This window comes from Nocardia ignorata NBRC 108230 (genome assembly GCF_001612905.1).
GTDB lineage: Bacteria > Actinomycetota > Actinomycetes > Mycobacteriales > Mycobacteriaceae > Nocardia > Nocardia ignorata.
Genome location: NZ_BDBI01000002.1, coordinates 601,469 through 626,600, shown reverse-complemented (window position 1 = coordinate 626,600; position 25,132 = coordinate 601,469). Strand labels below are relative to the sequence as shown.

Annotated in this window: 29 protein-coding genes; 18 read left to right on the top strand and 11 right to left on the bottom strand. The window is 67.9% G+C overall.

Going from position 1 to position 25,132, the window contains the following annotated elements:
* Positions 1-67: 67 nt before the first annotated feature.
* From NI2_RS03185 to NI2_RS03170, 4 genes are all read left to right on the top strand, one after another.
* Positions 68-1,480, top strand: coding sequence for an ethanolamine ammonia-lyase subunit EutB (locus NI2_RS03185; RefSeq protein ID WP_067485632.1), 1,413 nt, complete (start codon positions 68-70; stop codon positions 1,478-1,480).
* Positions 1,477-2,328 (top strand): ethanolamine ammonia-lyase subunit EutC, encoded by an 852-nt coding sequence (gene eutC / locus NI2_RS03180; RefSeq protein WP_084475815.1) that lies wholly within the window; start codon positions 1,477-1,479, stop codon positions 2,326-2,328. Before NI2_RS03185 ends, eutC begins: the two co-directional genes overlap by 4 nt.
* Positions 2,329-2,372: 44 nt before the next feature.
* Complete coding sequence (locus tag NI2_RS03175) at positions 2,373-2,771, top strand: NUDIX hydrolase (RefSeq protein ID WP_067485630.1); 399 nt, start codon at positions 2,373-2,375, stop codon at positions 2,769-2,771.
* A 69-nt stretch (positions 2,772-2,840) separates the two neighbouring features.
* Positions 2,841-3,032 (top strand): hypothetical protein, encoded by a 192-nt coding sequence (locus NI2_RS03170; RefSeq protein WP_067485629.1) that lies wholly within the window; start codon positions 2,841-2,843, stop codon positions 3,030-3,032.
* Here the strand turns inward: NI2_RS03170 and NI2_RS03165 are convergent.
* Positions 3,029-3,298: a hypothetical protein gene (locus NI2_RS03165; RefSeq protein ID WP_067485627.1), complete on the bottom strand. Its 270-nt coding sequence runs from the start codon at positions 3,296-3,298 to the stop codon at positions 3,029-3,031. The two genes, NI2_RS03170 and NI2_RS03165, sit on opposite strands and share 4 nt — an antisense overlap.
* A complete protein-coding gene (gene mca / locus NI2_RS03160; protein ID WP_133733926.1) occupies positions 3,295-4,161 on the bottom strand; it encodes a mycothiol conjugate amidase Mca in 867 nt (288 codons plus the stop codon). Before mca ends, NI2_RS03165 begins: the two co-directional genes overlap by 4 nt.
* A 120-nt stretch (positions 4,162-4,281) precedes the next feature.
* Between mca and NI2_RS03155 the strand changes: the two genes are divergently transcribed.
* Together NI2_RS03155 and greA are read left to right on the top strand one after the other, a co-directional pair.
* Entirely contained in the window at positions 4,282-4,740 is a 459-nt protein-coding gene (locus NI2_RS03155) for a DUF4307 domain-containing protein (protein ID WP_067485625.1), read from the top strand.
* Between the two features lie 241 nt (positions 4,741-4,981).
* Positions 4,982-5,473, top strand: coding sequence for a transcription elongation factor GreA (gene greA / locus NI2_RS03150; RefSeq protein WP_067485978.1), 492 nt, complete (start codon positions 4,982-4,984; stop codon positions 5,471-5,473).
* Positions 5,474-5,568: 95 nt separating this feature from the next.
* Here greA and NI2_RS03145 read toward each other — a convergent pair whose 3' ends face one another.
* Positions 5,569-6,711, bottom strand: coding sequence for a cystathionine gamma-synthase (locus tag NI2_RS03145; protein ID WP_067485623.1), 1,143 nt, complete (start codon positions 6,709-6,711; stop codon positions 5,569-5,571).
* Between the two features lie 99 nt (positions 6,712-6,810).
* On the opposite strand from NI2_RS03145, the gene NI2_RS03140 reads away from it, so the two are divergent.
* The gene (locus NI2_RS03140; RefSeq protein ID WP_067485621.1) at positions 6,811-7,992 is read left to right on the top strand and encodes an acyl-CoA dehydrogenase family protein; all 1,182 of its coding nucleotides are present in this window, start codon (positions 6,811-6,813) and stop codon (positions 7,990-7,992) included.
* 21 nt (positions 7,993-8,013) lie between these two features.
* Here NI2_RS03140 and NI2_RS03135 read toward each other — a convergent pair whose 3' ends face one another.
* The gene (locus NI2_RS03135) at positions 8,014-8,322 is read right to left on the bottom strand and encodes a hypothetical protein (protein WP_067485620.1); all 309 of its coding nucleotides are present in this window, start codon (positions 8,320-8,322) and stop codon (positions 8,014-8,016) included.
* A gap of 161 nt (positions 8,323-8,483) precedes the next feature.
* On the opposite strand from NI2_RS03135, the gene NI2_RS03130 reads away from it, so the two are divergent.
* Positions 8,484-8,831, top strand: a complete 348-nt coding sequence (locus NI2_RS03130) for a DUF6401 family natural product biosynthesis protein (RefSeq protein WP_067485976.1) — start codon at positions 8,484-8,486, stop codon at positions 8,829-8,831.
* Positions 8,832-8,890: 59 nt separating this feature from the next.
* On the opposite strand, the gene NI2_RS03125 is transcribed toward NI2_RS03130, so the two are convergent.
* Positions 8,891-9,760 (bottom strand): mechanosensitive ion channel family protein, encoded by an 870-nt coding sequence (locus NI2_RS03125; protein WP_067485618.1) that lies wholly within the window; start codon positions 9,758-9,760, stop codon positions 8,891-8,893.
* A 199-nt stretch (positions 9,761-9,959) separates the two neighbouring features.
* On the opposite strand from NI2_RS03125, the gene NI2_RS03120 reads away from it, so the two are divergent.
* The 3 genes from NI2_RS03120 to erm all read left to right on the top strand — a co-directional run bounded on the left by NI2_RS03120 (position 9,960) and on the right by erm (position 12,772).
* On the top strand, positions 9,960-10,598 hold the full coding sequence (locus tag NI2_RS03120; protein WP_133733843.1) for a TetR/AcrR family transcriptional regulator: 639 nt from the start codon (positions 9,960-9,962) through the stop codon (positions 10,596-10,598).
* Entirely contained in the window at positions 10,595-11,764 is a 1,170-nt protein-coding gene (locus NI2_RS03115; protein WP_067485614.1) for an NAD(P)-binding protein, read from the top strand. The genes NI2_RS03120 and NI2_RS03115 overlap by 4 nt, the downstream gene beginning before the upstream one ends.
* 186 nt (positions 11,765-11,950) lie before the next feature.
* On the top strand, positions 11,951-12,772 hold the full coding sequence (gene erm, locus NI2_RS03110) for a 23S ribosomal RNA methyltransferase Erm (protein ID WP_067485612.1): 822 nt from the start codon (positions 11,951-11,953) through the stop codon (positions 12,770-12,772).
* A gap of 199 nt (positions 12,773-12,971) precedes the next feature.
* Here erm and NI2_RS03105 read toward each other — a convergent pair whose 3' ends face one another.
* The gene (locus tag NI2_RS03105) at positions 12,972-13,415 is read right to left on the bottom strand and encodes an XRE family transcriptional regulator (RefSeq protein ID WP_208115318.1); all 444 of its coding nucleotides are present in this window, start codon (positions 13,413-13,415) and stop codon (positions 12,972-12,974) included.
* On the bottom strand, positions 13,399-14,112 hold the full coding sequence (locus NI2_RS03100; RefSeq protein WP_067485610.1) for a hypothetical protein: 714 nt from the start codon (positions 14,110-14,112) through the stop codon (positions 13,399-13,401). Before NI2_RS03100 ends, NI2_RS03105 begins: the two co-directional genes overlap by 17 nt.
* A gap of 704 nt (positions 14,113-14,816) precedes the next feature.
* Here NI2_RS03100 and NI2_RS35520 point away from each other — a divergent pair.
* Positions 14,817-15,116, top strand: a complete 300-nt coding sequence (locus NI2_RS35520; protein ID WP_174552175.1) for a hypothetical protein — start codon at positions 14,817-14,819, stop codon at positions 15,114-15,116.
* Positions 15,117-15,210: 94 nt separating this feature from the next.
* Here the strand turns inward: NI2_RS35520 and NI2_RS03095 are convergent, their stop codons facing one another.
* Together NI2_RS03095 and NI2_RS03090 are read right to left on the bottom strand one after the other, a co-directional pair.
* Complete coding sequence (locus NI2_RS03095; protein WP_067485967.1) at positions 15,211-16,593, bottom strand: cystathionine beta-synthase; 1,383 nt, start codon at positions 16,591-16,593, stop codon at positions 15,211-15,213.
* A gap of 73 nt (positions 16,594-16,666) precedes the next feature.
* Positions 16,667-18,070, bottom strand: a complete 1,404-nt coding sequence (locus tag NI2_RS03090) for an MFS transporter (RefSeq protein WP_067485608.1) — start codon at positions 18,068-18,070, stop codon at positions 16,667-16,669.
* Positions 18,071-18,104: 34 nt separating this feature from the next.
* Here NI2_RS03090 and NI2_RS03085 point away from each other — a divergent pair, with 34 nt between their 5' ends.
* Positions 18,105-18,986, top strand: coding sequence for an SGNH/GDSL hydrolase family protein (locus NI2_RS03085; RefSeq protein ID WP_067485606.1), 882 nt, complete (start codon positions 18,105-18,107; stop codon positions 18,984-18,986).
* A gap of 49 nt (positions 18,987-19,035) precedes the next feature.
* Positions 19,036-20,256: an acetyl-CoA C-acetyltransferase gene (locus NI2_RS03080; RefSeq protein ID WP_067485604.1), complete on the top strand. Its 1,221-nt coding sequence runs from the start codon at positions 19,036-19,038 to the stop codon at positions 20,254-20,256.
* A gap of 70 nt (positions 20,257-20,326) precedes the next feature.
* Here NI2_RS03080 and NI2_RS03075 read toward each other — a convergent pair whose 3' ends face one another.
* Both NI2_RS03075 and NI2_RS03070 read right to left on the bottom strand, forming a co-directional pair.
* Entirely contained in the window at positions 20,327-21,181 is an 855-nt protein-coding gene (locus NI2_RS03075; protein ID WP_067485966.1) for a Bax inhibitor-1/YccA family protein, read from the bottom strand.
* Positions 21,182-21,329: 148 nt separating this feature from the next.
* Complete coding sequence (locus NI2_RS03070) at positions 21,330-22,478, bottom strand: class I SAM-dependent methyltransferase (protein WP_067485602.1); 1,149 nt, start codon at positions 22,476-22,478, stop codon at positions 21,330-21,332.
* 231 nt (positions 22,479-22,709) lie between these two features.
* On the opposite strand from NI2_RS03070, the gene NI2_RS03065 reads away from it, so the two are divergent.
* From NI2_RS03065 to NI2_RS03050, 4 genes are all read left to right on the top strand, one after another.
* Entirely contained in the window at positions 22,710-23,288 is a 579-nt protein-coding gene (locus NI2_RS03065; RefSeq protein ID WP_067485600.1) for an AMIN-like domain-containing (lipo)protein, read from the top strand.
* Positions 23,289-23,350: 62 nt separating this feature from the next.
* Positions 23,351-23,773: a DUF6153 family protein gene (locus tag NI2_RS03060; protein WP_067485598.1), complete on the top strand. Its 423-nt coding sequence runs from the start codon at positions 23,351-23,353 to the stop codon at positions 23,771-23,773.
* 60 nt (positions 23,774-23,833) lie between these two features.
* On the top strand, positions 23,834-24,430 hold the full coding sequence (locus NI2_RS03055) for a DUF305 domain-containing protein (RefSeq protein WP_067485596.1): 597 nt from the start codon (positions 23,834-23,836) through the stop codon (positions 24,428-24,430).
* Between the two features lie 118 nt (positions 24,431-24,548).
* Positions 24,549-25,064: an Rv2240c family protein gene (locus NI2_RS03050; RefSeq protein WP_067485963.1), complete on the top strand. Its 516-nt coding sequence runs from the start codon at positions 24,549-24,551 to the stop codon at positions 25,062-25,064.
* The last annotated feature ends 68 nt before the right edge of the window (positions 25,065-25,132 follow it).

Below are 25,132 nucleotides of genomic sequence, written 5' to 3'. Positions count from 1 at the left end.
CCGTGTCTGCCGAGCGCCAACCACGCACTCGCGAGAGGAGGACGGCGCCGACCGGCGCCGCACTTCGATGACGAAGTACCGCAGCACCATCGACGTCACCACCTACACCTTCGACGGACTGGTCGACCTGCTGGCCAAGGCCACCCCGCTGCGCAGCGGCGACCAGCTCGCCGGCTGCGCTGCCGACACGGACGCCGAGCGCGCGGCCGCGCAGTGGGCGCTGGCGGAAGTGCCGCTGCGGACCTTCCTCACCGAGGTGGTCGTGCCCTACGAGTCCGACGAGGTCACCAGGTTGATCATCGACAGCCACGATCGCGCGGCCTTCGCGCCGATCGCGCATCTCACCGTCGGTGGGCTGCGTGACTGGCTGCTCACCGTCGCCGCGACCGACGACGCGGCGGCAACCCTGACCGCCGTCTCACCCGGTCTCACCCCGGAAATGGTTGCCGCGGTCAGCAAGATCATGCGCAACCAGGACCTGATCGCGGTGGCCAGGGCCGCCACGGTGACGTCGGCGTTCCGCACGACCATCGGCCTGCCCGGCCGGTTGAGCACCCGCCTGCAACCCAACCACCCCACCGACGACCCGCGCGGGATCGCCGCCGCCACCCTCGACGGCCTGTTGCTCGGTTGCGGTGACGCGGTGATCGGCATCAACCCGGCCACCGATTCACCGCAGGCCACCGCCGACCTGCTGCACCTGCTCGACGAGGTGCGCCTGCGATTCGACATCCCCACCCAGTCATGCGTGCTGTCTCACGTGACGACGACCATCGGCCTGGTCGAGGCGGGTGCGCCGGTGGACCTGGTCTTCCAGTCGATCGCGGGCACCGAGGGCGCCAATTCCGGGTTCGGCGTGAACATCTCGCTGTTGCGCGAGGGGAACGAGGCGGGTCGATCGCTGCGGCGCGGCACGGTCGGCGACAACGTGATGTACCTGGAGACCGGGCAGGGTTCGGCACTGAGCGCGAATGCCCATCTGGGCGTGGGGAATCGGCCGGTCGACCAGCAGACGCTGGAAGCGCGCGCCTACGCCGTGGCCCGCGATCTCGAGCCGCTGCTGGTCAACACGGTGGTCGGCTTCATCGGGCCCGAGTATCTCTACGACGGCAAGCAGATCATCCGCGCCGGGCTCGAGGACCACTTCTGTGGGAAGCTGCTCGGCCTGCCGATGGGCGTCGATGTCTGCTACACCAACCACGCCGAAGCCGACGCCGACGACATGGACACCCTGCTCACCCTGCTCGGCGCGGCGGGCTGCGCGTTCGTCATCGCGGTGCCCGGTGCCGACGACGTCATGCTCGGCTACCAGAGTCTGAGCTTCCACGACGCCCTCTATGCCCGCAAGGTCCTTGACCTGCGCCCCGCACCGGAATTCGAGGCATGGTTGTCGGGACTCGGCATGCTCGACGCGAAAGGCGGACTGCGCCAAGTGGAACCGCTGTCCTCTCCCCTGCGCGCACTGGCAGGCACCCGATGAGCGGCTCGAACTCCCCGCGCGAAGCCGTGATCGTGCGGGATACGGCGGCCGTGCCCGAGACGAGCAATGGTTCCGAAACCGATGTTTCCCAAGACTTCTGGGCTCAGTTGCGCAGCACCACCCAGTCCAGGATCGGACTCGGCCGCACCGGCAACGCCCTGCCGACCAGCGAAGTGCTCGCCCTGCGCGCAGCCCACGCCGCCGCCCGGGACGCCGTGCACGAACCGCTTGCTGTCGACGAATTCGCCACCCGCATAGCCGAACTCGGGCTCGGCGAGCCGGTGACGGTGACGAGTAAGGCCGCCTCCCGCTCGGAGTACCTGCGTCGCCCCGATCTCGGCAGGCTCCCCGCCGACCTGTCACCGATCACCCACGGCGACTTCGATATCGGCATCGTCCTCGCCGACGGCCTGTCTCCCCGCGCACTCACCGACCACGGCGCGGGCCTGCTGTCCGCGCTGGCAAGCGAACTCGGCGGCTACACCATCGCCCCACCCGTGATCGCCACCCAGGCGCGGGTGGCGCTGGGCGACCACATCGCCGAGGCCATGGGCGTGCGGACTCTGCTCGTCGTGATCGGCGAACGGCCCGGTCTGTCCGTGGCCGACAGCCTCGGCATCTATCTCACCCACGCGCCACGCCCCGGCCGTGCCGACGCCGAACGCAACTGTGTGTCCAATATCCACCCGCCGGACGGTCTGGCCTATGCCGATGCGGCACGGGTGGTTGCCGGGCTCGTCGCGGGCGCCCGTGCACTCGGCCGCTCGGGAGTCGACCTCAAGGACACCTCACGTGCCCTCACCGGATCGGACGAGACCAGTCTCACGGTCGGTGACCCAGACACCTGACCGTTCGACATGATTCCACGCCGTTCGCTCAATAGAGTGAACCCATGATCCGCACCGCCGCCCTCGCCCATGTTCGCGACCGCAGGCTGATCCAGACGCGCCCGGAAGGCAAGGATGTCTTCTACATGGCGGGCGGGAAGATCGATCCCGGCGAGACCCCTTTACAAGCTCTGCATCGCGAGATCGAGGAGGAGCTGGGCGTGGGTCTGGACGGTGTGTCCGAGCTCGGCATCTTCGAGGCCGAGGCGTTCGGTCACGGCCGCAACACCCCGCTGCACATGACGTGTTTCCTCGCCGACCTCACCGGCGAACCGCAGGCCACCGGGGAAATCGCCGAATTCCGGTACTTCACGGTCAGCGAATACGCGGGCATGACCCAGGTGGCGCCGGGTTCGATGATGGTGTTCCGCCGCCTGCACGAACTCGACCTCATCGACTGGTGATCGCGGCGGCAACGATTGCGTCTCGGGCGAAACGAACCCGCCACCTGCGGCGATCCCTTAGCTGTGACGATGACCCAGCCGACGGCTTCCGACATGACACCGTCCGAGCGCCGGGCTGCTCTGCGGCAGCTGATCATCGCGTTCGGCTTGATCAACAAGACCATCGAGCTCAGTGCCAGCGGCGCGCCACGACAGATCGCCGAACATGCCGAGGCCGCTCGCGATCTGATCGGTGAACTGGTGGCCGATCTGGCCCGTTAGGTCGCCGCCGGTTTCGGCGGTTCGGTGCCGTCGCCGGTGTCCGGGATCGCGCCCGGGTCGGTGCCCTCGTCGGCCTTCTGGTCCGGTTCGGGATGTTCGGGTTCGAACGTCTCCGGCAGGCCCTTGAGGTGTTTGTTCATCGAACGAACCAGCAGGACGGTGCCGGCCAGCAGGATCAACACGATCAGCAGGCCGAGCGGGGAGGCCTTGCCGAACTCCGGGCCGGTCGGGGTGCCGGGGTCTTGTGCGAGGAGAGCCAGAATCACCGGTCGGCGTCCTCGATACCGGCGAACAGGTCGGTCTCCGGGATGGCGGTGGATACTCTGGTCTTGGCCAATTCGAACTCCTCGGTCGGCCACAGCCGCTGCTGCATCTCCAACGGGATCGCGAAGAACGCGCCGTTGGGATCGATCTGGGTCGCGTGCGCGCGCAGGGCGTCGTCACGCTGGGGGAAGTACTTCGAGCACTCGATCTGCGTGGTGACCCGGGCCATGATATCGCCGCGCGCCGCCGCGTACTGACGCATCCGGTCCAGCCATTCCTGCAGCGGGAAAGGCTTGCCCTCACGCTCGAACTCGGCGGCGAAGGTTTCCAGGCGCTTCTGACTGAAGCCGTGGTCGTAGTACAGCTTCAGCGGGGTCCACGGTTCGCCCGCGTCGGGGAACGCCTCCGGGTCGCCCGCCGCGTCGAACGCGGCCACCGACACTTCGTGGCAGCGGATGTGGTCGGGGTGCGGGTAGCCGCCGGTCTCGTCGTAGGTGGTGATCACGTGCGGTTTGAACTCGCGCACCACCTTGACCAACGCCTCGGTGGCCTCCTCGAGCGGGACCAGCGCGAAGCAACCCTCGGGCAGCGGCGGCAGCGGGTCGCCCTCGGGCAGACCGGAGTCGACGAAACCGAGCCACTGCTGGCGCACACCGAGCGCATGGGCGGCCGCGGCCATCTCCTCGCGCCGGATCTCCTCGATCCGGTCGAGAACACCCGGGGTGTCCATGGCCGGGTTCAGGATGCTGCCGCGTTCGCCACCGGTCAGGGTGACGACAAGGACGTCGACGCCCTCGGCCGCGTACCTGGCCGTGGTCGCGGCGCCCTTGCTCGATTCGTCGTCGGGGTGGGCGTGCACCGCCATGAGGCGAAGGCCACTCACGTCTCGTTCACCATCGCTCTCGCTCGCGGGTGTCAGAACTACAGTCCCTATAGTTCCATCCGACCCCACTTTTGTTCCGACCACCCCCGGGAGCGAGAACCGATGACCGAGCCCGCACCGCACTCCGCCGCGAGCTCGGCCGCCTCAGCAGCGCGACACGCCGAACGGTATGGCACGAAACCACCGGTGCGTCGCCCCTGGGTGCTCGCTTTGCTCGGTGTCGGCGTGGTGGTCGCCGGCTTCGTCGTCGCCTATCTCGGTTTCCAGAAATACGGCCCGAGGGCGATCGAGACCGAGCAGCTCGGTTACGTGGTCGTCGACGACTCGACGCTGGAGATGCGGGTGAAGGTGACCCGCGACGAGCCGGGCAACGCCGTGGTGTGCTTCGTGCGGGCGATGGACCGTGACGGCGCCGAAGTGGGCAGGCGCGAGATCCTCGTGCCCGGCTCGGAGGCGACCAGCGTGCAGGTGAGCACCACGGTCAAGGCATCCAGCCGCCCCTCGGCGGGCGACGTCTACGGCTGCACCGAGGACGTCCCCAGCTATCTCCGGCTGCGCTGACACCGCGCGATCGGCCCTGACCTGCATCTTTGTGAGACATGCTAAAATAGCTGGATACACGGTTCCGGGGCTCGGAGCCGTGTTTGCTGCATTGGCGGCCAGCGATGCTGTTTCCGGGTTACGGGTTCACCCCCAGGATCGCTCCAGCCGTCGGGCTGGTGCATGCCCTCCTACCGGGGGGCGGGGCGCCGGTTTCAGGGAATCCCGGTGCGCCGGGAACAACTACTAGGGAGTGATCGAGATGACCGAGAATGTGACCTGGCTTACCCAGGAGTCGCACGACAGGCTCAAGAGTGAGCTGGACTCGCTCATTGCCAATCGTCCGGTCATTGCCGCCGAGATCAACGAGCGTCGCGAAGAAGGCGACCTCAAGGAGAACGGTGGCTACCACGCCGCGCGTGAGGAGCAGGGTCAGCAGGAGGCGCGTATCCGCCAGCTGCAGGAGCTGCTCAACAACGCCAAGGTCGGCGTGGCACCCACCAAGTCCGGTGTGGCACTGCCCGGTTCGGTCGTCACCGTCTACTACGACGGCGACGAGAGCGACACCGAGACCTTCCTGATCGCCACCCGCGAAGAGGGCCTCGGCGCCACCGATCTCGAGACCTACTCGCCGAACTCCCCGCTCGGCGGCGCGCTGATCGACGCCAAGGTTGGCGAGACCCGCGAATACACGCTGCCCAACGGCAACACCATGAAGGTGACCCTGGTCAGCGCGGAGCCCTACCACGGCTGAACACGGCCGCCTCGAGCCCCGTGAAATAGAACCCGAACGCAAGCGGCCGCACCCGGATACCGGATGCGGCCGCTTCGTCATTTTCTGGTTCCCGCTCAGCTCAACGCTTGTTCGATGTCGGCGAGCAGGTCGCTGATGTCCTCGATGCCCACCGAGAGCCGCACCAGATCCGCGGGCACCTCCAGGGCCGAGCCCTCGGTGCTCGCGTGGGTCATGGCGCCCGGGTGCTCGATGAGCGATTCGATGCCGCCCAGCGATTCGGCGAGGGTGAAGATCGTGGTGCGCGAGCAGAACTTCAGCGCCGCCTCCCGGCCACCGGCCAGGCGAACCGAGATCATGCCGCCGCTGCGGCGCATCTGCTTCTGCGCGACCTCGTAGCCGGGATGCGACGGCATGCCCGGGTAGATCACCTTCGAGATGGCCGGATGGTTGGCGAGGAACTCCGCGATCACCTCGGCGTTGTCGCAGTGCTTCTCCATGCGCACGGCGAGGGTCTTGATGCCGCGCAGGGTGAGGAAGGCGTCGAACGGGCCGGGCACCGCGCCCGCGCCGTTCTGCAGGAACGCGAACGCCTTGTCGAGTTCCTCGTCGTTGGTGATGAGCGCGCCGCCGACGACATCGGAGTGACCGCCGAGGTACTTGGTGGTCGAGTGCACGACGATGTCGGCGCCGAGCAGCAGCGGCTGCTGCAGGTACGGGGTGGCGAAGGTGTTGTCGACGACGAGCTTGGCGCCCGCCGCGTGCGCGATGTCGGCAAGGGCCGGGATATCGCCGATGCTCAGCAGCGGGTTGGTCGGCGTCTCGATCCACACCAGTTTGGTGTTGGGCCGGATGGCTGCCCGCACCTCGTCGAGGTTCGCGATGTGGGCGGGCGAGTGCTCGATGCCCCACTGGCTGAACACCTTGTCGATGAGCCGGAAGGTGCCGCCGTAGGCGTCGTCGGGGATGACGATGTGGTCGCCGGGGCGCAGCACCGCGCGCAGCGCACAGTCGGTCGCGGCCATACCCGAGGCGAAGGCGCGACCGTAGCTGCCCGATTCGAGGGCGGCGAGGTTGGCTTCCAGCGCCGTGCGGGTCGGATTGCCGGTGCGCGCGTACTCGTAGCCACCGCGCATGCCGCCGACGCCGTCCTGGGCGAAGGTGGAACTCGCGTAGATGGGGACGTTCACCGCACCGGTCTGAGGATCGGGTTCATATCCGGCGTGCACGGCCCTGGTCGAGAATCCCAGCTCACTCATGGACTCAGACTAGATGCCCGGATCCGGCCGTTCGCGCACGGGTATCACGCCTGCACGAAGTGCCCGATTCGGTGACGGTGCCACGGTTAAGCTGACGCCATGGTGACCGTGGAAGAGTTGTTCGCGATCGATGCGTTGCTGTCCCCGGAGGAGCGTGAGATCCGGGATACCGTCGCCCGATTCGGCGAGAAACGCCTTCGCCCGCACATCGCGGAGTGGTTCGAGGCGGGAACCTTCCCCGCCCGCGAGATCGCGCCCGAACTCGGCAAGCTCGGACTGCTCGGCATGCACCTCGAGGGGTACGGCTGCGCCGGCGCGTCGGCCACCGCCTACGGCTTGGCCTGTCAGGAACTCGAGGCCGTGGACTCCGGTGTGCGCAGCATGGTGTCGGTGCAGGGCTCACTCGCCATGACGGCCATCCACTTCTTCGGGTCCGAGGAGCAGAAGCAGCAGTACCTGCCCGCCATGGCGGCCGGTGAGCTGATCGGCTGCTTCGGGCTCACCGAACCCGACTACGGCTCCAACCCCGGTGGCATGCGCACCCGCGCGCGACGCGACGGCGACGACTGGGTGCTCAACGGGTCGAAGATGTGGATCACCAACGGCTCGGTCGCCGATATCGCCGTGGTGTGGGCCTATGCCGAGGAGCCCGGCGACGACAAGCCACGGGTGCGCGGGTTCCTCGTACCGGCGGGCACCCCCGGATTCACCGCCCGGGAGATCCACCGGAAGTTGTCGCTGCGCGCATCCCTGACCGCCGCACTGGATTTCGATGACGTGCGCCTGCCCGCCGACGCGGTACTTCCCGAGTCACGCGGGTTGAGTTCGCCGCTGGCGTGCTTGAGCGAGGCGCGCTTCGGCATCGTCTTCGGTGCGCTGGGCGCCGCCCGCGACTGCCTCGCCGCCGCCGTCGACTACGCCCGCACCCGCGAGGTGTTCGACAAGCCGTTGGCCGGCTACCAGCTCACCCAGGCGAAGCTGGCCGACATGGCGCTAGAGCTCGGCAAGGGACAGCTGTTGGCCCTGCACCTCGGCCGGTTGAAGGACCGGCACGAGATCACGAGTGAACAGATCAGCGCGGGCAAGCTCAACAGCACGCGTGAGGCGATCCGCATCGCCCGCGAATGCCGCACGATTCTCGGTGCCAACGGGATCACCCTCGACTACCCGGTGCTGCGGCACGCCAACAACCTGGAGTCGGTCCTGACCTACGAGGGCACGGCCGAGGTGCATCAACTGGTGCTGGGCAAGGCGCTCACCGACGCGAACGCTTTCCGCTAGGCCGGTCGACTCGTCGCCGGATCAGTCCGTCGAGTCGGCGGGCGCGGGGCGGATCATTCCGCCGGCGAAGACGAGGGTGAGCGTGAGGGCGACCACGGTGAGCACCGTGAGAGCGAGCGGGAGGGTGAGGCCGAGGGGAACCCCGAGGGCGGTGAGCGCGGCGACTCCGCCGCTACCCCAGAGGAAAGCCGCGACGAATCGGCCGAGCACCCGCGCGTAAGGCCGGTGACGCAGCAGCCCCGTGACACCGGAGCGCGCCGTGTAACCGGCGCCCGCGGCGACGACAGGGTTCGCCCACAGCAGCTGAACCGCCGAATCGGTAACGTGCACCGTAGATCCTTTCGCTCGCCGAGCTGGTTTGCCGAAAGTTCTCCCGAATCGGTTATACCTGCCCAGAATCCATCGGGGCGGCACTTCACGCAAGTCTGTGCACAGGATCGTAAAGTTGCGCCGCGTTCGCCGCTCTATGACGGATTCGCTACCATCTGGTGGTGTTTTCGCTCGGCCCCGCACTGCTCGAAATTTCGGCACGGCGACATCTGCGACAGTTGAACATCGAATACGGCGTCCCCGCGGCCGCCGCCGCGGCGCAGCACCCCGGGGTGCTGGCGCAGCTGGACCAGCACGCCGCCGCCGTCCGCGACATTCTCGAGTACGGGGTCGAGGAGGCGGCGCGGCTTCCGCTCGCCATCCTGCTGGCCGGATACGTGCGCGGGCTGCTCGATCAGGTCGTCGCCGAGCGAGCGGGTGTGTTCGCCGGAGTGGCGCCGCAGACCTGGCACGACGCCGACTGGCTGCAGTACCGGCTCGCCGCCGTCTGCCACCACGCCGGCGCCTGACACCGGAATCGGCGCTCCGCCACCCGAAGCGGTGACGGAACGCCGGCGCCGGTCGGTTCCTACCTCATGGTTTCCCCGCCCCAGCCGGGCTGCTGGCCCGTCTGCGGGTAGCCACCGGCCTGCGGGCTGCCGCCCGCACCGGGAGTCGCCCATTCCTGCTGGGTCTGCTGGGTGTGCGAACCCGGCACCCGCTGACCCTCGCGCGTCACGTCTTCACGACCACGCTGGTAGGCCTGCGCCTCGCCCTTCAGTGTGGGCATCTCCGATTCCAGGTTGCCGAGCCAGCTGCTCCAGCGCTGCTCCATGGGCCGGACCAGACCACCGCCCACGCCGACGACGAGGATGCCGCCGATCGTGGCGAGCACCGCGATCAGGATCGGGGTGGTCACCGTGGTGGCGACACCGATCTGGTTCAGGGCAGCGATGATGCCGATCGCCCAGATGAACACCGAGGCGATCTTGCCGAGCAGCGAACCGTAGGACAGGCCGCCGAGCGCGTTGGTGACCAGCTCGCTCACCGCGTGCGCGACCGCACCCGCGATAACCACGATCACGATCGCCACCGCCGCCTTCGGCAGCCAGGCCACGATGCCGGTGAGCAGGTCACTGACCGGGTTGGGGCCGAACACACCGAAACCGATCTGCAGCGCGATCAGCAGGATCGCGTAGTAGGCCAGCTTGGCCAGCAGATCAGAGGCGTCGTACTTGCTCTTGGCCATCATCTTCTTGATCTGGCCGCGCTCGACCAGCCGGTCGAAACCGACCCGCTCGAGCACCGCGTTCACCACCTTCGCCACTACTTTCGCGATGATCCAGCCGATCAGCAGGATGGCGATGAAGGCAACCAATTTCGGCACGAATTGCGCTACCGAACTCCAAGCGTCATTGAAGCCTTGCTGGAAGTCGATCGCGACGACGGAGTTGTCCACAGCACTTCCTTTCGCTCTTCCCGCCCGATTTGCCGAGAGTGTCACCGCAGTCTTACCCCCTTGACTCGGTCCGAACCAGCTGGTTGCGAGAAAGTTGCCTACGTGTCGCACAAGGGATGTGTCACACGATGCGCTCTTGCGCTCTGCGCGGTAGCGGTTCAGTCTGTAAGTAAGTGGTTACTTATGACGGGAGGTGCCGGTGACGCCGTCGACGCGCGAGCGGATCATGGCCGAGGCGCTGCGGTTGTTCGGCGAGCAGGGGTTCGCCAAGACCTCGGTGGCTCAGATCGAGCATGCCGCGGGGTTGTCCAGCGGAGCCGGTGGGCTGTACCGGCACTTCCGGTCCAAGGACGAACTGCTGGTCGAGGCGGTGTCGTCGCGACTGTCCGAACGCGGCGCGTTGGAGCTGTTCCTGGCGCCGGACTTCTCGATCACCGCCGCGGTCGCCCCCGCCGGTTCACTGGTCGACAAGCTGACGGCGCTGTGCCGGATCGGCCTGGACCGGATCGACCACGATCGCGATGTGAACCGGATCCTGATGCGCGACAACTCGGTTCCCGCCGACATGCTCGAGGTCTTCCGGCAACAGGAGTACGGCGTCGTCATGCCGGTGGTCACCCGAGGACTCGCCGAGCTGGCCGGAACCCCTGAGCGCGAACAGGACTGGGAGGCCACCGCCGCCGTACTCGTCGGCGCTATCGCGCACTTCTGGCTGATCCGCGACATCTTCGACGGCGACCATCCCGCGAATGTCGAGGCCGAAAGCTATCTGAGAGCAACCGCGGAAATGATCGCCGCCCGACTCGAATGGGCGGGCAACGAGGAGGAACAACCATGAACACACCTGTCACGGTGATCGGGGGCGGCCTGGCCGGACTCACAGCGGCCATCGCGGTCGCCGAAACCGGTGCGGCCGTGCGCCTTCACGACGCGCACAGCACGCTCGGCGGTCGGGGCCGCGCCACCGAACCACCACATGTGGTGCACGAGGGCGCGCATGTGTTCTACGCCGACGGACCGCACTACACCTGGCTGAAGAAGCGCGGCTTCGTCGACGGACTCGGCTGGCCGTCCCCCGTCGACGCGGCGAAGATCGCGTTCCGGTGCGAGGGCACGCTGCGCCGGATGCCGCCGATCGCCATGCTCCGCGCACAAGCCCGAACTCGCCTGACAGCCCCGGTGGACATCGATTTCCATACCTGGGCGACCGAGCGCTGGGGCGAGCGGACCGCGACCCGGATGGCCAACGCGATCAGTGTGGTCACCTATGACGCGGAAACCGGTCGGCTCTCGGCCGCGTTCGTCTGGGACCTCTTCCAGCGTGTCCTCGGGACGAAGGTTCCGGCGGTGCGCTGGGTGCGCGGCGGGTGGCAACGCACGGTGGATCGTATGGTCACGCGGGCAACAGGACTCGGCGTCGCGATCGAAACCGGTTCACGCCTGGACAGCGTGCCGACCGACGGCCCGGTGATCGTGGCGACCGACCTGGATTCGGCGCGCCGTCTGCTCGGCGACGAAATACCGCGCGGCACATCGGGGTTCGCCGCTCTCCTCGACATCGCCGTCGCCAAGGACCGCCGCGACCGCAGCCTGGTGTTCGACCTGGACGAAGGCGGCTTCCACGAGTCCTACACCATGCAGGACGACTCCATCGCTCCCGCGGGCGAATCCCTCTACCAACTCCAGATGCCCGTCCGCCCGGGCGAATCCCGCGATGCCGCCCACCGCCGCCTCGAAGCCTTCGCCGACGCCACCATCCCGGACTGGCGCTCCCGCAAGACCTTCCACCGCAAAGCCACCGCGAAGAACCGCACCGGCGCCCTCGACCTCCCGGGCACCACCTGGCACGATCGTCCGGCCGTCGATCGGGGCAACGGGGTGTACCTGGCCGGTGACATGGTCGCCGCGCCCGGCATGCGCGGGGAGATCTCCATCAACAGCGCGTTGATCGCCGCCGAGTCGGCGGTGGCCGCCCTGCGCACACGAACGGTCAGCGGGGCGTGAAATTCGGTTGCGAACCGAACAGACCGAGTTCTAGCGTGATCCGCATGTCGTGCCCCGTATTCATCCGCATCCGCCACGCCCGGGCTCTGGCCCGCTAGCGGACGCGGATCTGCACTCTCGCGTCCACCGGCGCGCCCAGGGCCCATCGAGACTCTTCCGACTCGATGACCCGAAGGGGCAACTGCCGTGGCGCAGGACCATTCACACAAGAACTATTCACACACCCAGCGCAAGGTCACCGCGCATGGGGGCCACCGTAAGTCGCGTGACTCGAACAGAAGGACGCTGTCACAGAACTTCCTGGTAGATCCACATGCGGTCGAACTACTGATGACCGTCGCCGATCCAGCCGGCACCGTGCTCGAACCCGGTGCGGGCGAGGGCGTGCTCACCCGGGCACTCGCCCGGCGCGGGGCCGAAGTCACCGCCTACGAAATCGATCCACTGCTCGCGGCCAAACTCTCGGCCCAGACCAGAGGCGAGCACGGAATCCAGGTGGTCCGAGGTGATTTCACCAAGGCCAAGACACCACGCACCGAGTTCGCGGTGGTCGGCAACATCCCGTTCTCGGCAACCACACGGATCGTGGACTGGTGCCTGAGCGCACCGGCCCTCACCTCGGCGACCCTGCTCACCCAACGCGAGTACGCCCGCAAACACACCGGCGACTACGGAAGATGGAGCCTGACAACCGCCCTGACCTGGCCGTGGTTCGACTGGCAACTACGCGGCCACATCCACCGCACGAGTTTCCGCCCGATCCCGGCAGTCGACGCCGCCGTCCTGCGACTCGACCGCCGCCCGACACCCCTTGTCCCCCACCGCGACTCCTATACCGAACTGGTACGCACCGCATACTCCGGAATCGGCGGCTCGGTCCGCACCGCACTGCGAACCCGCTACCACGGCGTGGACACGGCCCTGCACAGCGCAGGCATCGCCCACGACACGGTTGTCGCCTATGTCCACCCGGAGCAGTGGGTGAAACTACACTCCGCGTTGGCTTGACCGACATCCCGCAGGGCTGTCCACAGCGACCGCCCTGCGGGACTTCATCGTCACTCTGATCGCGCCGCCGTTGCGCTCCCTGCTCACCCCAGACGATGTTGCCAAGCACGACGCCGTGCGCGCTCTGCAGTCGCTGCGCCGGCTCGATCAACCGATCCCGCTGTGCCCGTATCAACCGACCATCCGCGTCCCGAGCGGGTCACGCGACCGATCGGTGGCGGTCTGCCACGCGACGAATTCGTACCATCATCGTCGAGGAGGGGACAACCTTGCCGCTCATGTAGGTGGACAGTCGTGAGCCGGAAGTTCCCACGCTGGCGGCGAATTCGGCGCTGGTCAACCCAGAATCGGCGACCGCCCGACGCACCTCGTCGGCAACTTCTCTTCGCTCGTCGGCCTCGGCGCGCTCGCGTGCCCGCTCGAGTAGGCCTTCCATCAACTCGGCGACCCCGTAGGGACGACTGTGCGAAAGGATCTCTTCCAACCGACGCGCGATCCGCCCCCACGGGTCGCGCCGCAACTCCGCACCGATCCGCCGCCAATCACGAAGGTCACCACGCTCCAACGCGGTTTGCACCGCCTCGGTCGGCCACTCCGAGACCGGCGCGTCCGGGGAGATATTCAAGTTACGAAACTGGACCATCATCCCCACCTTCCACGAGCGCTATCGCCACTTCCCGGCACCGCTCCCGCACCCGATTCCAATCGTGCCACTGGTGATCGAGGTTGCGATACGCCGTCAGCTGCTGAGTGACCGACGAATCAGCGGGTCGTGGATCAGCGAGCTGACGCACCACCTGAGAGGAGACGGGCATGCCGTCGATCCGCTGGTCGGCGTAGTACTCATCGATATGCGCAAGCACCTCGACCGCCTCGGCGGTCCCCATCGCCTCGGTCAGTGCGGCAACATCGAGATAGTCACGGGTTTGGTTCCGTCGCACGATCAGGAAGGCCTTGATACGCAGCGTTTCCGCGACGGTCGGTACACATAATCGGCGCCCGGAGGGAAGCTCGACGGTGGCCGTTTCCAGCGGCCGCGCGCGAATCAACTGCCGGACCCCGGCTTCGATATCGCCCAATCGGCCGAGTATCAACTTTCCCGGCCGCACCCGGTTGGTAACCCACTCCCCCTCGGACTCGATCGCCTCGAGCACCATGTCGAAACGGTCCCGCAGGTCGCGCAGGTCATGATCGTGATCGTAGGAGTCACGGTGCCCCGCATAGAGCGCTGCCGCCGAACCCCCGACCAGCACCGCGTCCGGGACCAAGTCCTGCAGCTTGGCGGCCGATTCGAGCACGGCAGCAAGCTCGCCACTGACATCGTTCGGGCCGCCCACCATGAAGCGATATTATCAAATGTGATAATGTCAGGTAAAGCCATGAGATGCTGGTCGCCACACCCCACGTGAGGCCGTCCGTTCGCTGCCCCGTTGCGGACCGGCAAGCCTGGGCCGACGGTCACCCCGTTGGCGGCGGCGTTTCCCATTGCACCGGCTGCATGAACTGGTGAACGTATCCGCACCGCAGACACACCACGCCGGTGGCGCTTTTGTTGAGCCAATCCCAGCCCATCATGGTCATCCCCGGAGTGTTCATGCTGACCTGGCGATACTGGAATCGATCTCCGCGACACACCACGCATTGCAGGATTATTCGGCCTGCCACCATCACCCGAGCACCCGGAGCTGGATTCATATCAGCGCCCGCTGCTGGCTGGAGAGCCGGTGCGCGGGCTCGAGTGGTTGTGCCAACCTTGCGTTGCCATCACATTGCCCCGCGGATGTGCGCCGAACGTCAATCGTGGCCGTGCCTGTTCCGTATTCGTTGAATCCCCCGCCGTTCCGCTGACTCGCCGGGGATCTTACCGGTCTGGCAACTTCGGCGACTACGCAAATCACCTGGCGCACTGAGGTTTCCAGTGCGACGAGTGCACGAGTTGGTCCAGCCCGCCCGCGCCGCCGCCGGTATGTTCGTGCGCCGAAACCCGAATCGAGCACAATAGTGGGATGCGCAGGCAAATCACTGTTCGCCCGACGAAGCCACAGTGAGTTACCTCGACCGCACGGTTTCCGCCGGGCTGGCGCCCAGCCGCGCTGCTGTCATCGAGCAGGCCCTGGAACGGGATCGACTGCGGCGGACGGCCGAACGCGATGCCGAAATCCTGGCAGGCTTGCGGGCAGAGGCCGACAAAGACATGAACGCGCTCGCTACCTACGCGGCAGGCGTAGGCATGGACGACTTGGGTGAGGCTGTGGCAGTTCTTGCACTGGCAGGTCCTGGTTCCAGCGCATCACCGAAAACCGTGTGGAACTGGCTCGATGGTCGCGGAGTCGCTGCTCGATGAATGACGTCGAGCGCATCGGGACAGCGGGCCGTCAGCTGGCGACACGCACTCCAGCTGGCCGAAGTCTGCGCACGGCCTCACATGCGGTCTGACCTCAGATCGAGCCGGTGCTCAGGAAGCCGAGCAGGTCGTGGCGGGTGATGACGCCGACGGGCTTGCCGTCTTCGACGACCATCAGGGCGTCGGTGTCGGACAGGGCCTTGGTGGCGGTCGAGAGAGGTTCGCCCGAGCCGATCAAGGGGAAGGACGGGCTCATGTGCTGGGCCACCGAGTCGGTGAGCTGGGCGCGGCCCTCGAAGACGGCCGAGAGCAGGTCGCGTTCGGTGACGCTGCCCGCCACCTCGCCCGCCATCACCGGCGGTTCCGCGCCGACGACCGGCATCTGCGAGACACCGTATTCGCGCAGGATCTCGATGGCGTCGCGCAGGGTCTCCGACGGGTGGGTGTGCACCAGGTCGGGCAGCTCGCCCGACTTGCCGCGCAGCACGTCACCGACCAGCGGTTCCGGGCCCGACTCGAGCGGGGTGGTGAGGAAGCCGTAGGAGCTCATCCACTTGTCGTTGAAGATCTTCGACAGGTAGCCGCGGCCACCGTCGGGCAGCAGCACCACGACGACGGCGTCGGGGTCGCGCCGGGCCACCTCGATCGCGGCGACCACGGCCATGCCGCACGAGCCGCCGACGAGCAGGCCCTCTTCCCGGGCCAGGCGACGGGTCATCTCGAAGGAGTCGGCGTCGGAGACGGCGATGATCTCGTCGGGCACGGCCGGGTCGTAGGCGGTGGGCCAGAAGTCCTCACCGACGCCCTCGACGAGGTAGGGGCGGCCGGTGCCGCCGGAGTACACCGAGCCCTCGGGGTCGGCGCCGATGATCTTCACCTTCCCGCCCGAGACCTCCTTGAGGTAGCGGCCGGTGCCGGTGATGGTGCCGCCGGTGCCGACACCCGCGACGAAGTGGGTGACCTTGCCTTCGGTGTCGGCCCAGATCTCGGGGCCGGTGGTCTCGTAGTGGCTTTCCGGGCCGCCCGGGTTGGAGTACTGGTTGGGCTTCCAGGCGCCGTCGATCTCGCGGACCAGGCGATCGGAGACGTTGTAGTAGCTGTCGGGGTGCTCCGGCGGCACGGCGGTCGGGCAGACCACGACCTCGGCGCCGTAGGCACGCAGCACGTTGCGCTTGTCCTCGCTCACCTTGTCGGGGCAGACGAATACGCACTTGTACCCGCGCTGCTGGGCGACCAAGGCCAGGCCGACGCCGGTGTTGCCCGAGGTGGGCTCGACGATCGTGCCGCCCGGCTTCAGCAGGCCCTCTTCCTCGGCGGCATCGATCATCTTGACCGCGATGCGGTCCTTGGAGCTGCCGCCCGGGTTGAGGTATTCGATCTTCGCGGCGACCAGGCCCGCGTTCGGGCCGACCACCGAGTTCAGCCGAACCAGTGGGGTGTTGCCGATGAGGTCGACGACATGATCCGCGATGCGCATGAGCTCCATAGTTGCAGAACCTCGCGCGCAGGTCGCGACCTGGTCCGACAGTGTGTGCCAGCACACCGGTCCATCACCCGGCGGCGCGACGCCCCGACAGGCCGACCGCGGTGACGACTGCACCGGCGAGCACCAAGCCCACGCACCACCACAGCGCGCCGCGATAGGCCGCGGTGACGGCATCGGCGTCGGCATAGGCGTGCCCGGAAAGCCCGACCAGCAGCGGCAACGCGGCGACGGCGAGCAACCCCGCCGTGCGCGAGACCGCGTTGTTGATGCCGCTGGCGACCCCGGCTCGACCAGCCGGTGCGGCGGCGAGGACGGTGCCGGTCAGCGGGGCGACGAGCATGGAGAGGCCGAGGCCCATGGCGAGCATCCCGGGCAGGATGTCGGTCACGAAGCCGGGGTCGCGCGGCGCACCCGCCAGCAGCGCCAGCCCACCGGCCAGGACCAACGCGCCGATCACCATCGGCCCGCGTGGCCCGAACCGGGTGGCGACGGCGCCGAAACGCGCCGCGAGCAGGAACATCAGCACACTGATCGGCACGCTCGCCGCCCCGGCCGCCAACGGCGACCAGCCGGCGCCGATCTGGAGGAACAGGGCGAGGAACACCATCGAGCCGGACAGCGCGGCGTAGACGAGCAGCGTCACCACGTTGATGAGGCTGAAGACCCGGTCGGCGAACATCTCGGGCGGCACCATCGGATACCGCGCCCGCCGTTCGACGACGACGAACGCCACGGCGGCGACCACACCCGTCGCCGCGGCGCCGACCGTCGCGGGCGTGGGGCCGGTGCCGGGCCATGCGGTCAGCGCCCAGGTGACCCCGGCCAGCGCCACCGGCGCGAGCACGATGCCGGGGAGGTCGAAGTGCTTGCCGTCCGCGCGTTCGTCGCGTGACTCCGGCGCGCCGCGCAACAGCAGCAGGGTGAGCACGGCCAGCGGCAGATTGATCGCGAACGCCCACCGCCACGACAGCCCGACCAGCCAGCCACCGAGCACCGGACCAGCCGCGGTGGCGACGCCGAGCATGCCGGTCCAGGCGCCGATGGCCCGCATCCGGTCGTGATGAACGAACGACGACTCGACCAGAGCCAGACTGCCGGGGGTCAGCAGGGCGGCGGCGACGCCCTGCAACAACCGTGCCGCGATCAAGGTTTCGATCGTCGGCGCGAGCGCGCACAGCGCGGAGGTGACGGCGAACGCGACGACACCCCAGGCGAACATCCGTTTGCGGCCGAATCGGTCGCCGAGCGCGCCACCGACGAGAATCAGCGAGGCGAGTGCGAGGGTGTAGCCGTTGATGACCCATTGCAGCGCGGCCAGGTCGGCGTGCAGTTCGGCGCCGATCCGGGGAAGCGCGACGTTGACGATGGTGCCGTCGAGAAACCCCATCCCCGAGCCGAGCACAGTGGCGGCGAGCAGCCGTCGCCCGGCCGGTTGGCCGAGTCGCAACAGCTCGGGCGCCTTCCCCACTCCCGCACCATAGTCCGCCGTAGAATTTTCGGATGTGAGCGCACCTCGAATCAGCTGGCGCACGGCCGCGGTCACCGGCGCCACGACCGTCCTCGCCGGGTCGGGCGCGGGCACCGTCTCCTGGGCGACCTACCGGTTGCTGATGACCCAGGCAGGCGCCGCACGCGCGGTGATCGGCCGCGACACCTCCAAGCCGCCCGAGGCCGACGGCGTGTACGCCCCCGGTGCGAGCCGGCCCGAGCCGTGGCGCAAGAACGTCCCGTTCGACCTGCACCTGATGATCTTCGGCGACTCCACCGCGGCCGGTCTCGGCTGCCTCGGCGCCGCCGAGGTGCCGGGTGTGCGCCTGGCCCGCGGCCTGGCCGAGGCCACCGGCATGCGGATCCGGTTGAGTACCAAGGCCATTTCCGGCGCAACCTCCAAGGGCCTGGCCGGGCAGGTCGATGCGATGTTCATCGCGGGCCCGCCGCCGGACGCGGCGGTGATCCTGGTCGGCGCCAACGACATCACCAAGAAGCATTCGATCCGTGCCTCGGCCCGCAGGCTCGCGCAGGCCGTATCGCGGTTGCGCGAGGCCGACGCGCTGGTCGTCGTCGGCACGTGTCCCAACCTCGGCACTGTCACCGCCATCCCGCAGCCGTTGCGCACGGTAGTGGCGAACTGGAGTGTGCGGCTCGGCAAGGCGCAGACGGTGGCGACCACGCTGGCCGGGGGAATCGCGGTGCCGATGGGCTCGCCGCTGGTGGCCTCGGAGTTCCGGGCGGCTCCCGAGATCCTCTTCGCGACCGACGGCTTCCATCCTTCGGCAGCCGGTTACGAACTCGCGGCCGCCCAGTTGTTGCCGGTGCTCGTCTCCGCGGTGCGTGGCCGCCCTGGTCTTCCTGTCGCGCAGAGCGAGACGTACATTCACGAATGAGCGGTATGTACAACAGCCGTTCGCGCCAGCCTTCCGAAAAGGAGTCCTCATGCCCGAGGCCGTCATCGTTTCCATCGCCCGCTCCCCGATCGGCCGTGCCGTCAAGGGGTCCCTGGCCGGGATGCGCCCGGACGACCTGACCGCGCAGATGGTCCAGGCCGCGCTGGCCAAGGTCCCTGCCCTCGACCCCACCCAGGTCGACGACATCATCCTCGGCACCGGCTCCCCCGCCGGTGAGGGTGGCTTCAACCAGGGGCGCATCGTCGCGGTGAAGCTCGGCCTCGACGTGGTCCCCGGCACCACCGTGCACCGCTACTGCGCCTCGTCGCTGCAGACCACCCGGATGGCCTTCCACGCGATCAAGGCCGGCGAGGGCGATGTGTTCATCTCCGCCGGTGTGGAGACCGTTTCCCGCTACGCCAAGGGTTCGGCCGACAGTTCGCCCGACACCAAGAACCCGGAGTTCGCCGAGGCCGAGGCCCGCACCGCCAAGACCGCCGAGGGCGGCGCGGGCGCGTGGCACGACCCGCGCGAGGACGGCCTGCTGCCCGACGCCTACATCGCGATGGGTCAGACCGCCGAGAACGTCGCCTCGCTCACCGGCATCAGCCGCGAGGACCAGGACCACTGGGGCGTGCGCTCGCAGAACCGGGCCGAGGAAGCCATCAAGAACGGCTTCTTCGAGCGGGAGATCACCCCGGTGACCCTGCCCGACGGCACCGTCGTCAGCAAGGACGACGGCCCGCGCGCCGGCGTCACCTACGAGGCCGTCAGCCAGCTCAAGCCGGTGTTCCGCCCCGACGGCACCGTCACCGCGGGCAACTGTTGTCCGCTCAACGACGGCGCCGCGGCGCTGGTGATCATGAGCGACACCAAGGCCAAGGAACTCGGTCTCACCCCGCTGGCGCGCATCGTGTCCACCGGTGTCTCGGGCCTGTCCCCGGAGATCATGGGCCTCGGCCCGATCGAGGCCGTCAAGAAGGCGCTCGCCCTGGCTGGCAAGTCGGTCGCCGACATCGACCTGTTCGAGATCAACGAGGCCTTCGCCGTGCAGGTGCTCGGCTCGGCGCGTGAGCTGAAGATCGACGAGGACAAGCTCAACGTCTCCGGCGGCGCCATCGCCCTCGGCCACCCGTTCGGCATGACCGGTGCCCGCATCACCGCCACCCTGCTGAACAACCTGCAGACCTACGACAAGCAGTTCGGCGTGGAAACGATGTGCGTCGGCGGCGGCCAGGGCATGGCCATGGTCATCGAACGCCTCAGCTGAGAAGCGTTTGGATAGCACAGCGGCTCCCCGCCGGATCGGTGGGGAGCCGCTGTTGGGTCTATCGCTTGACTCAGTCCCGCTGGAAGTAGCTCAGCAGGCGGAGGATCTCGACGTAGAGCCAGACCAGGGTGACGGTCAGGCCGAGGGCGACGCCCCAGGCGGCCTTCTCGGGGGCCTGGGCGCGGATCAGCTGGTCGGCGGAGTCGAAGTCCAGCAGGAAGCTGAACGCGGCGATGGCGATGCAGACCAGGCTGAACACGATGGCCAGCGGGCCGCCGTCGCGCAGGCCGAAGCCGCCGTCGGTGAAGAAACTGGCGATCAGGTTGCCGAGCATCAGGACCAGCACACCGACCATGGCGCCGAGCAGCATGCGGGTGAATCGCGGGGTGACCCGGATCGCGCCGGTCTTGTAGACCACGAGCATGCCGAAGAACACGCCGAACGTGCCGAGCACCGCCTGGCCGATCAGGGCGCTACCGCCCACACCGCCGAAGGTGACGTCGGTGAACATCAGCGACAGCGCGCCGAGGAACAGACCCTCGAACGCCGCGTACGACAGTACGAGCGCGGGGTTGTCCATCTTGTTGCCGAAGCTGGCGATCATGACCAGCACGAAGCCGATCAGGCCGCCGCCGATGACGAACAGCGGCGCCAGCGACGGGTTCGCCGACGACAGCGCGAAGGAGACGATCGCCGAGACGGTGAGCACCGCGAGGGTGATGCCGGTCTTGGTGACCACGTCGTCGATGGTCATGGCACGGGTGGCGGGCGCCTGCTGGTACTGCTGCCCGTACTGCTGACCGTATTCGCCGTACTGGTTGCCCAGCTGGCCTGCGCCGGTCACGCCCGAACCGAAGTTCGCGTAACCGCCGACTCCCTCTTGGCGAGGTAAGTTCTTGAACACCGGATTCGATGAGGTACGCACCGTGCGCCTTTCCTGGAGTGATGAAACGTCGTACAGCTCCAACTGCCCTGTTCAACGTGTCGCGAACGAACAAAGTTCCCGGCGGCGCGATCATTGATCGCATCACCGTCCGTTCGGACAAATCGGACTCTACCCCGTCGGAGCGCCCCTATCGTTGTACGTCGCGCAGGCCACGGACAGACCGCGTCACCGTGAATTTCTGGTTCCGGTCGATCACGTCGGTCCGCCCGACCATCCGTTCCACCACACCCCGATAGTTCAGGTGCGAGTTGTACACCGTCCACAGTTCGCCGCCGGGGCGGAGCACCCGGCCGGTCTCGGCGAACATCTTGATGGCCGATCCGGTGTGCACGGCCGCGCCCACATGGAACGGCGGATTGCACAGCACCAGGTCGGCGCTGTTGTCGGCGGCCGAGGACATGGCGTCGTCGCGCACCACCGTGACGCGGTCGTCGACACCGTTGGCGGCGGCGGTCGCCCGGGCCGAGGCGACGGCGGCACAGGACTGATCGGTGCCGACCACCCGGATACGCGGACGCGATTTGGCCAGGGCCACCGCGAGAATGCCGGTGCCGCAACCGAGGTCGATGGCCTCGCGGGCGTCGGGCTTCATCCGGTCCAGATGTTCGAGCAGGAACCGGGTGCCGATGTCGAGGCGTGGGCCGGAGAACGCCGCACCGTAGGCGACCACGTCACCGTCGATCTCGATGATGTTCTCGCGCACCGGGAATCGTGGTTCGCCGACGGGTAGCGGTTCGCTGACGACGAGCACCCGTGACTTCTGCCTGCCCCGGCCCGCCCGCACCTGGCGGAACGTTTCGGCGAACACGTCGTTCATGGTCGGGGTGAGGTATTTGTCGCGGCCACCGGCGTAGACGACCACATCGTCGGCGGCGTAGCGGGCGATGGCCTCGGCGATCTCGGCGAGCCCGGCAAGCATTTTCGGCAACCGCATCACGACCACGCGGGCGCCGGTGAGCAGGTCCGCGTCGAGCCCGTGCACGGTGAAGCGGTCGGCGAGACCGAAGTTCTTGGCGTTGCCCGCCAGGGCGAGTTCGCCGGTGAGCAGGTCCTGGTGCACCCGGATGCCGCTGTGTCCGTGCCGCACCGCGACCCCGAGGGTCAGCGCGCCGTAGGCGTCGCCGATCACCGCCACCTCGCCGCTGCCCGCGCCCGCGAGCGCGTCGGCGGCGGTATCGAGAATCAACCGATCCGCGGCGTCGACGGCATAGAGGTTCGGCGCCTCCACGTCCGGATACCGGCGCAGCCGGGTGAATACGTCCTCGACACTGTCCACGCGACAAGTGTGCTAGATCGTTGCCCCATCGTCACATCCGCCCCTGCCGCACATCGGAACCGGCGCCCACATATGCGCACCGAGCATGGAAAAGACTGACGGCGAACGGGTTACAGCGATGCGTGCCGACCGCGCTGATACCGCGGTGCGCGCGCCCAGCAAACTCACAGCCTGGACACGCGCCCGGCTGATTCCCGCAACCCGCGAGTTCACCTGAGTACCATCGGTCACATGCGCAACGCCCCCGTGCTCGTGCTGATCGCCGCCGCGGCTCTGGTCCTGCCGAGCTGCGGTTCCGACGACGCGCCCGCCGCGACTCCCTCGACGACGACAACGAGCACCGCGAGCACGTTCGCCGACGCCACCGGTCCGCGCGACAACGACGCGAAGTCGGGCGAGGCGAGCAACGGCGCCGCACTCACCGTCACCGATGTCCGCCTCGGCCACCACTCCGGCTACGACCGGGTCGTCTACACCCTCGGCGGCACCGGCACCCCCGGCTGGCAGGTGGCCTACACCGACAACGCCGTGCAGGACGCCAGCGGCAAGGCCGTGGACGTGGCTGGCAGCTCGATCCTGGAGGTGCGCATCCTCGGTTCGGCCTACCCGTTCGACTCCCCCGTTCCCCCGTTCGCCGGGCCCGATCCGGTCACCGATCCCAGTACGCCGCGCATCACCGGCGTCTACAAGTCGGTGGTCTACGAAGGCGTCACCCAGTCGTTCATCGGGCTCGACGCCGACCGTCCCGGTTTCACCGTGAGCACCCTCGCCGACCCACCGCGCCTCGTCGTCGACATCGCGAACGACTAGTTCTACCCCTACCACGTGCGGGTATTGCGGAGAGCCCCTGAGCACTGGTTAGACTCGTCGCCGTGACCGTCCAGCTGTCGTACGCGCGCCTCGCGAGGGCCTTCGCCGTCGTGCTGCTGCTGGCCGGAATCGTCGCCATGCACTCCGCGGTATTCGTCACCTCCGCACACGACACCTCCGCTCACGCGCACGGAAACGCCGCCCACACAGCCGTCGGTCCGGCTGTCGAAGCGGTACCGGCGCAGAACGACTCGACGAAGGATCACGGCTGCGGCAGCAGCGGTTGCGGCGAGCACGCGGCCGTCCACGGATGCGTGTTCGTCCTCGTCGCCCTGACCGTGTTGCTCGGCTGGATGCTGCTGTCGCGGCTGACCGAGGACGGCGACGCCATCCGCCGGGCGACGAGAACCTGGCGTGGCCGCCGCGAACGGCCACCTCCCTGGACCGTCCTTTCTCTTTCCCAACTGGCGATTCTGCGGATCTGACAGGTCGGCCCACGCGGCCCTGTCCAACACCACACATCCGAATCCCCAGGAGGACCACCCATGTCCATCACCCGTACCGTTCTCGCCCTCGCCGCTGTCGCCGTGGTCGCCGCCGGGTGCGGCGACGATTCGACCACGCACACCACCGAGCACTCCTCGACGACCACGGCGAGCACGACGAGCGCCACGGCTCGCACCGACTTCGACGACGCCGACGTGACCTTCCTGCAGATGATGTACCCGCATCACGCGCAGGCGGTCGAGATGTCGAAGATGGTGCCGAGCCGGACCCAGAACCAGCAGCTCATCGCGCTGGCCGCCCAGATCGAGCAGGCGCAGGCACCGGAGATGCGCCAGATCACCGACCTGCTGACCAGCTTCGGCAAGCCCGCCCCGAGCGCCGAGGGCCACGGCGGCCACGGCATGCCGGGCATGATGACCGAGGAACAGATGAGCGCACTGGAAGCGGCGAAGGACGCCGAGTTCGACCGGCAGTGGCTGCAGATGATGATCGAGCACCACCAGGGCGCGGTCGCCATGGCCCAGACCGAGCTGGCGGAGGGAATCAACCCGGAGGCGAAGCAGCTCGCCACCAAGATCGTCGCCGATCAGGAGGGTGAGATCGCGACCATGCGCGGCATGCTCGGCCAGAGCTGACCCGGGGTGGCGCCGCGCCGGACCGGCGTGGCGCCACCTGATCGTCCCGAAGCCAGTACGGTCGATGTGTTCGGCCACCGCGACGGTGACCGACGCTCCGGCGAGGGAGGAGAGACAGATGCTGGTACGGGAACGAATGGGGCTCGGCACCGCGCTGGTTGTCGTAGCGGGCGCGCTCACGCTGGCCGCCTGCACCAACCAGGTACCCGGTACCGCCGAGGCCAACCTCACCGATCTCGCCTCCTACACCTCCGAAGTCGCGGCCTCCTCGACCGCGAAGGTGAAGGCGGCCAACGACTCGGCCTGCGACGGACTGCGCGCGGCCAACAAGAGCTCGGTCGCCTCGTTCAACGCCTATATCGAGGCGAGCAACAACCGCGCCCCCGACACCGACACCAAGGCCAACGAGGCGGTTCCGGTGCTGCGCAACAATGCCAAGGACGTCGATCGCAAGGTCACCACCGATGTCATCGCCGAGCTGGCCGACCCGCTGCGCACCTACCGCGACAAGACCAACCTGCTCGCCGACACCCTCGAGCGCCGTGCGCCCACCGACGAACTCAACGGTGTGATCGATCAGTTCAACGCGTCCAAGGACGCGGCGATCGAGGTCTGCAAACCCTACGGCCGCTAGGCACGTAACAGGAACATCACCGTTCGCGATTGCCACTCCGAGACAAGTCATCGGAGGGGTTGCGTGCG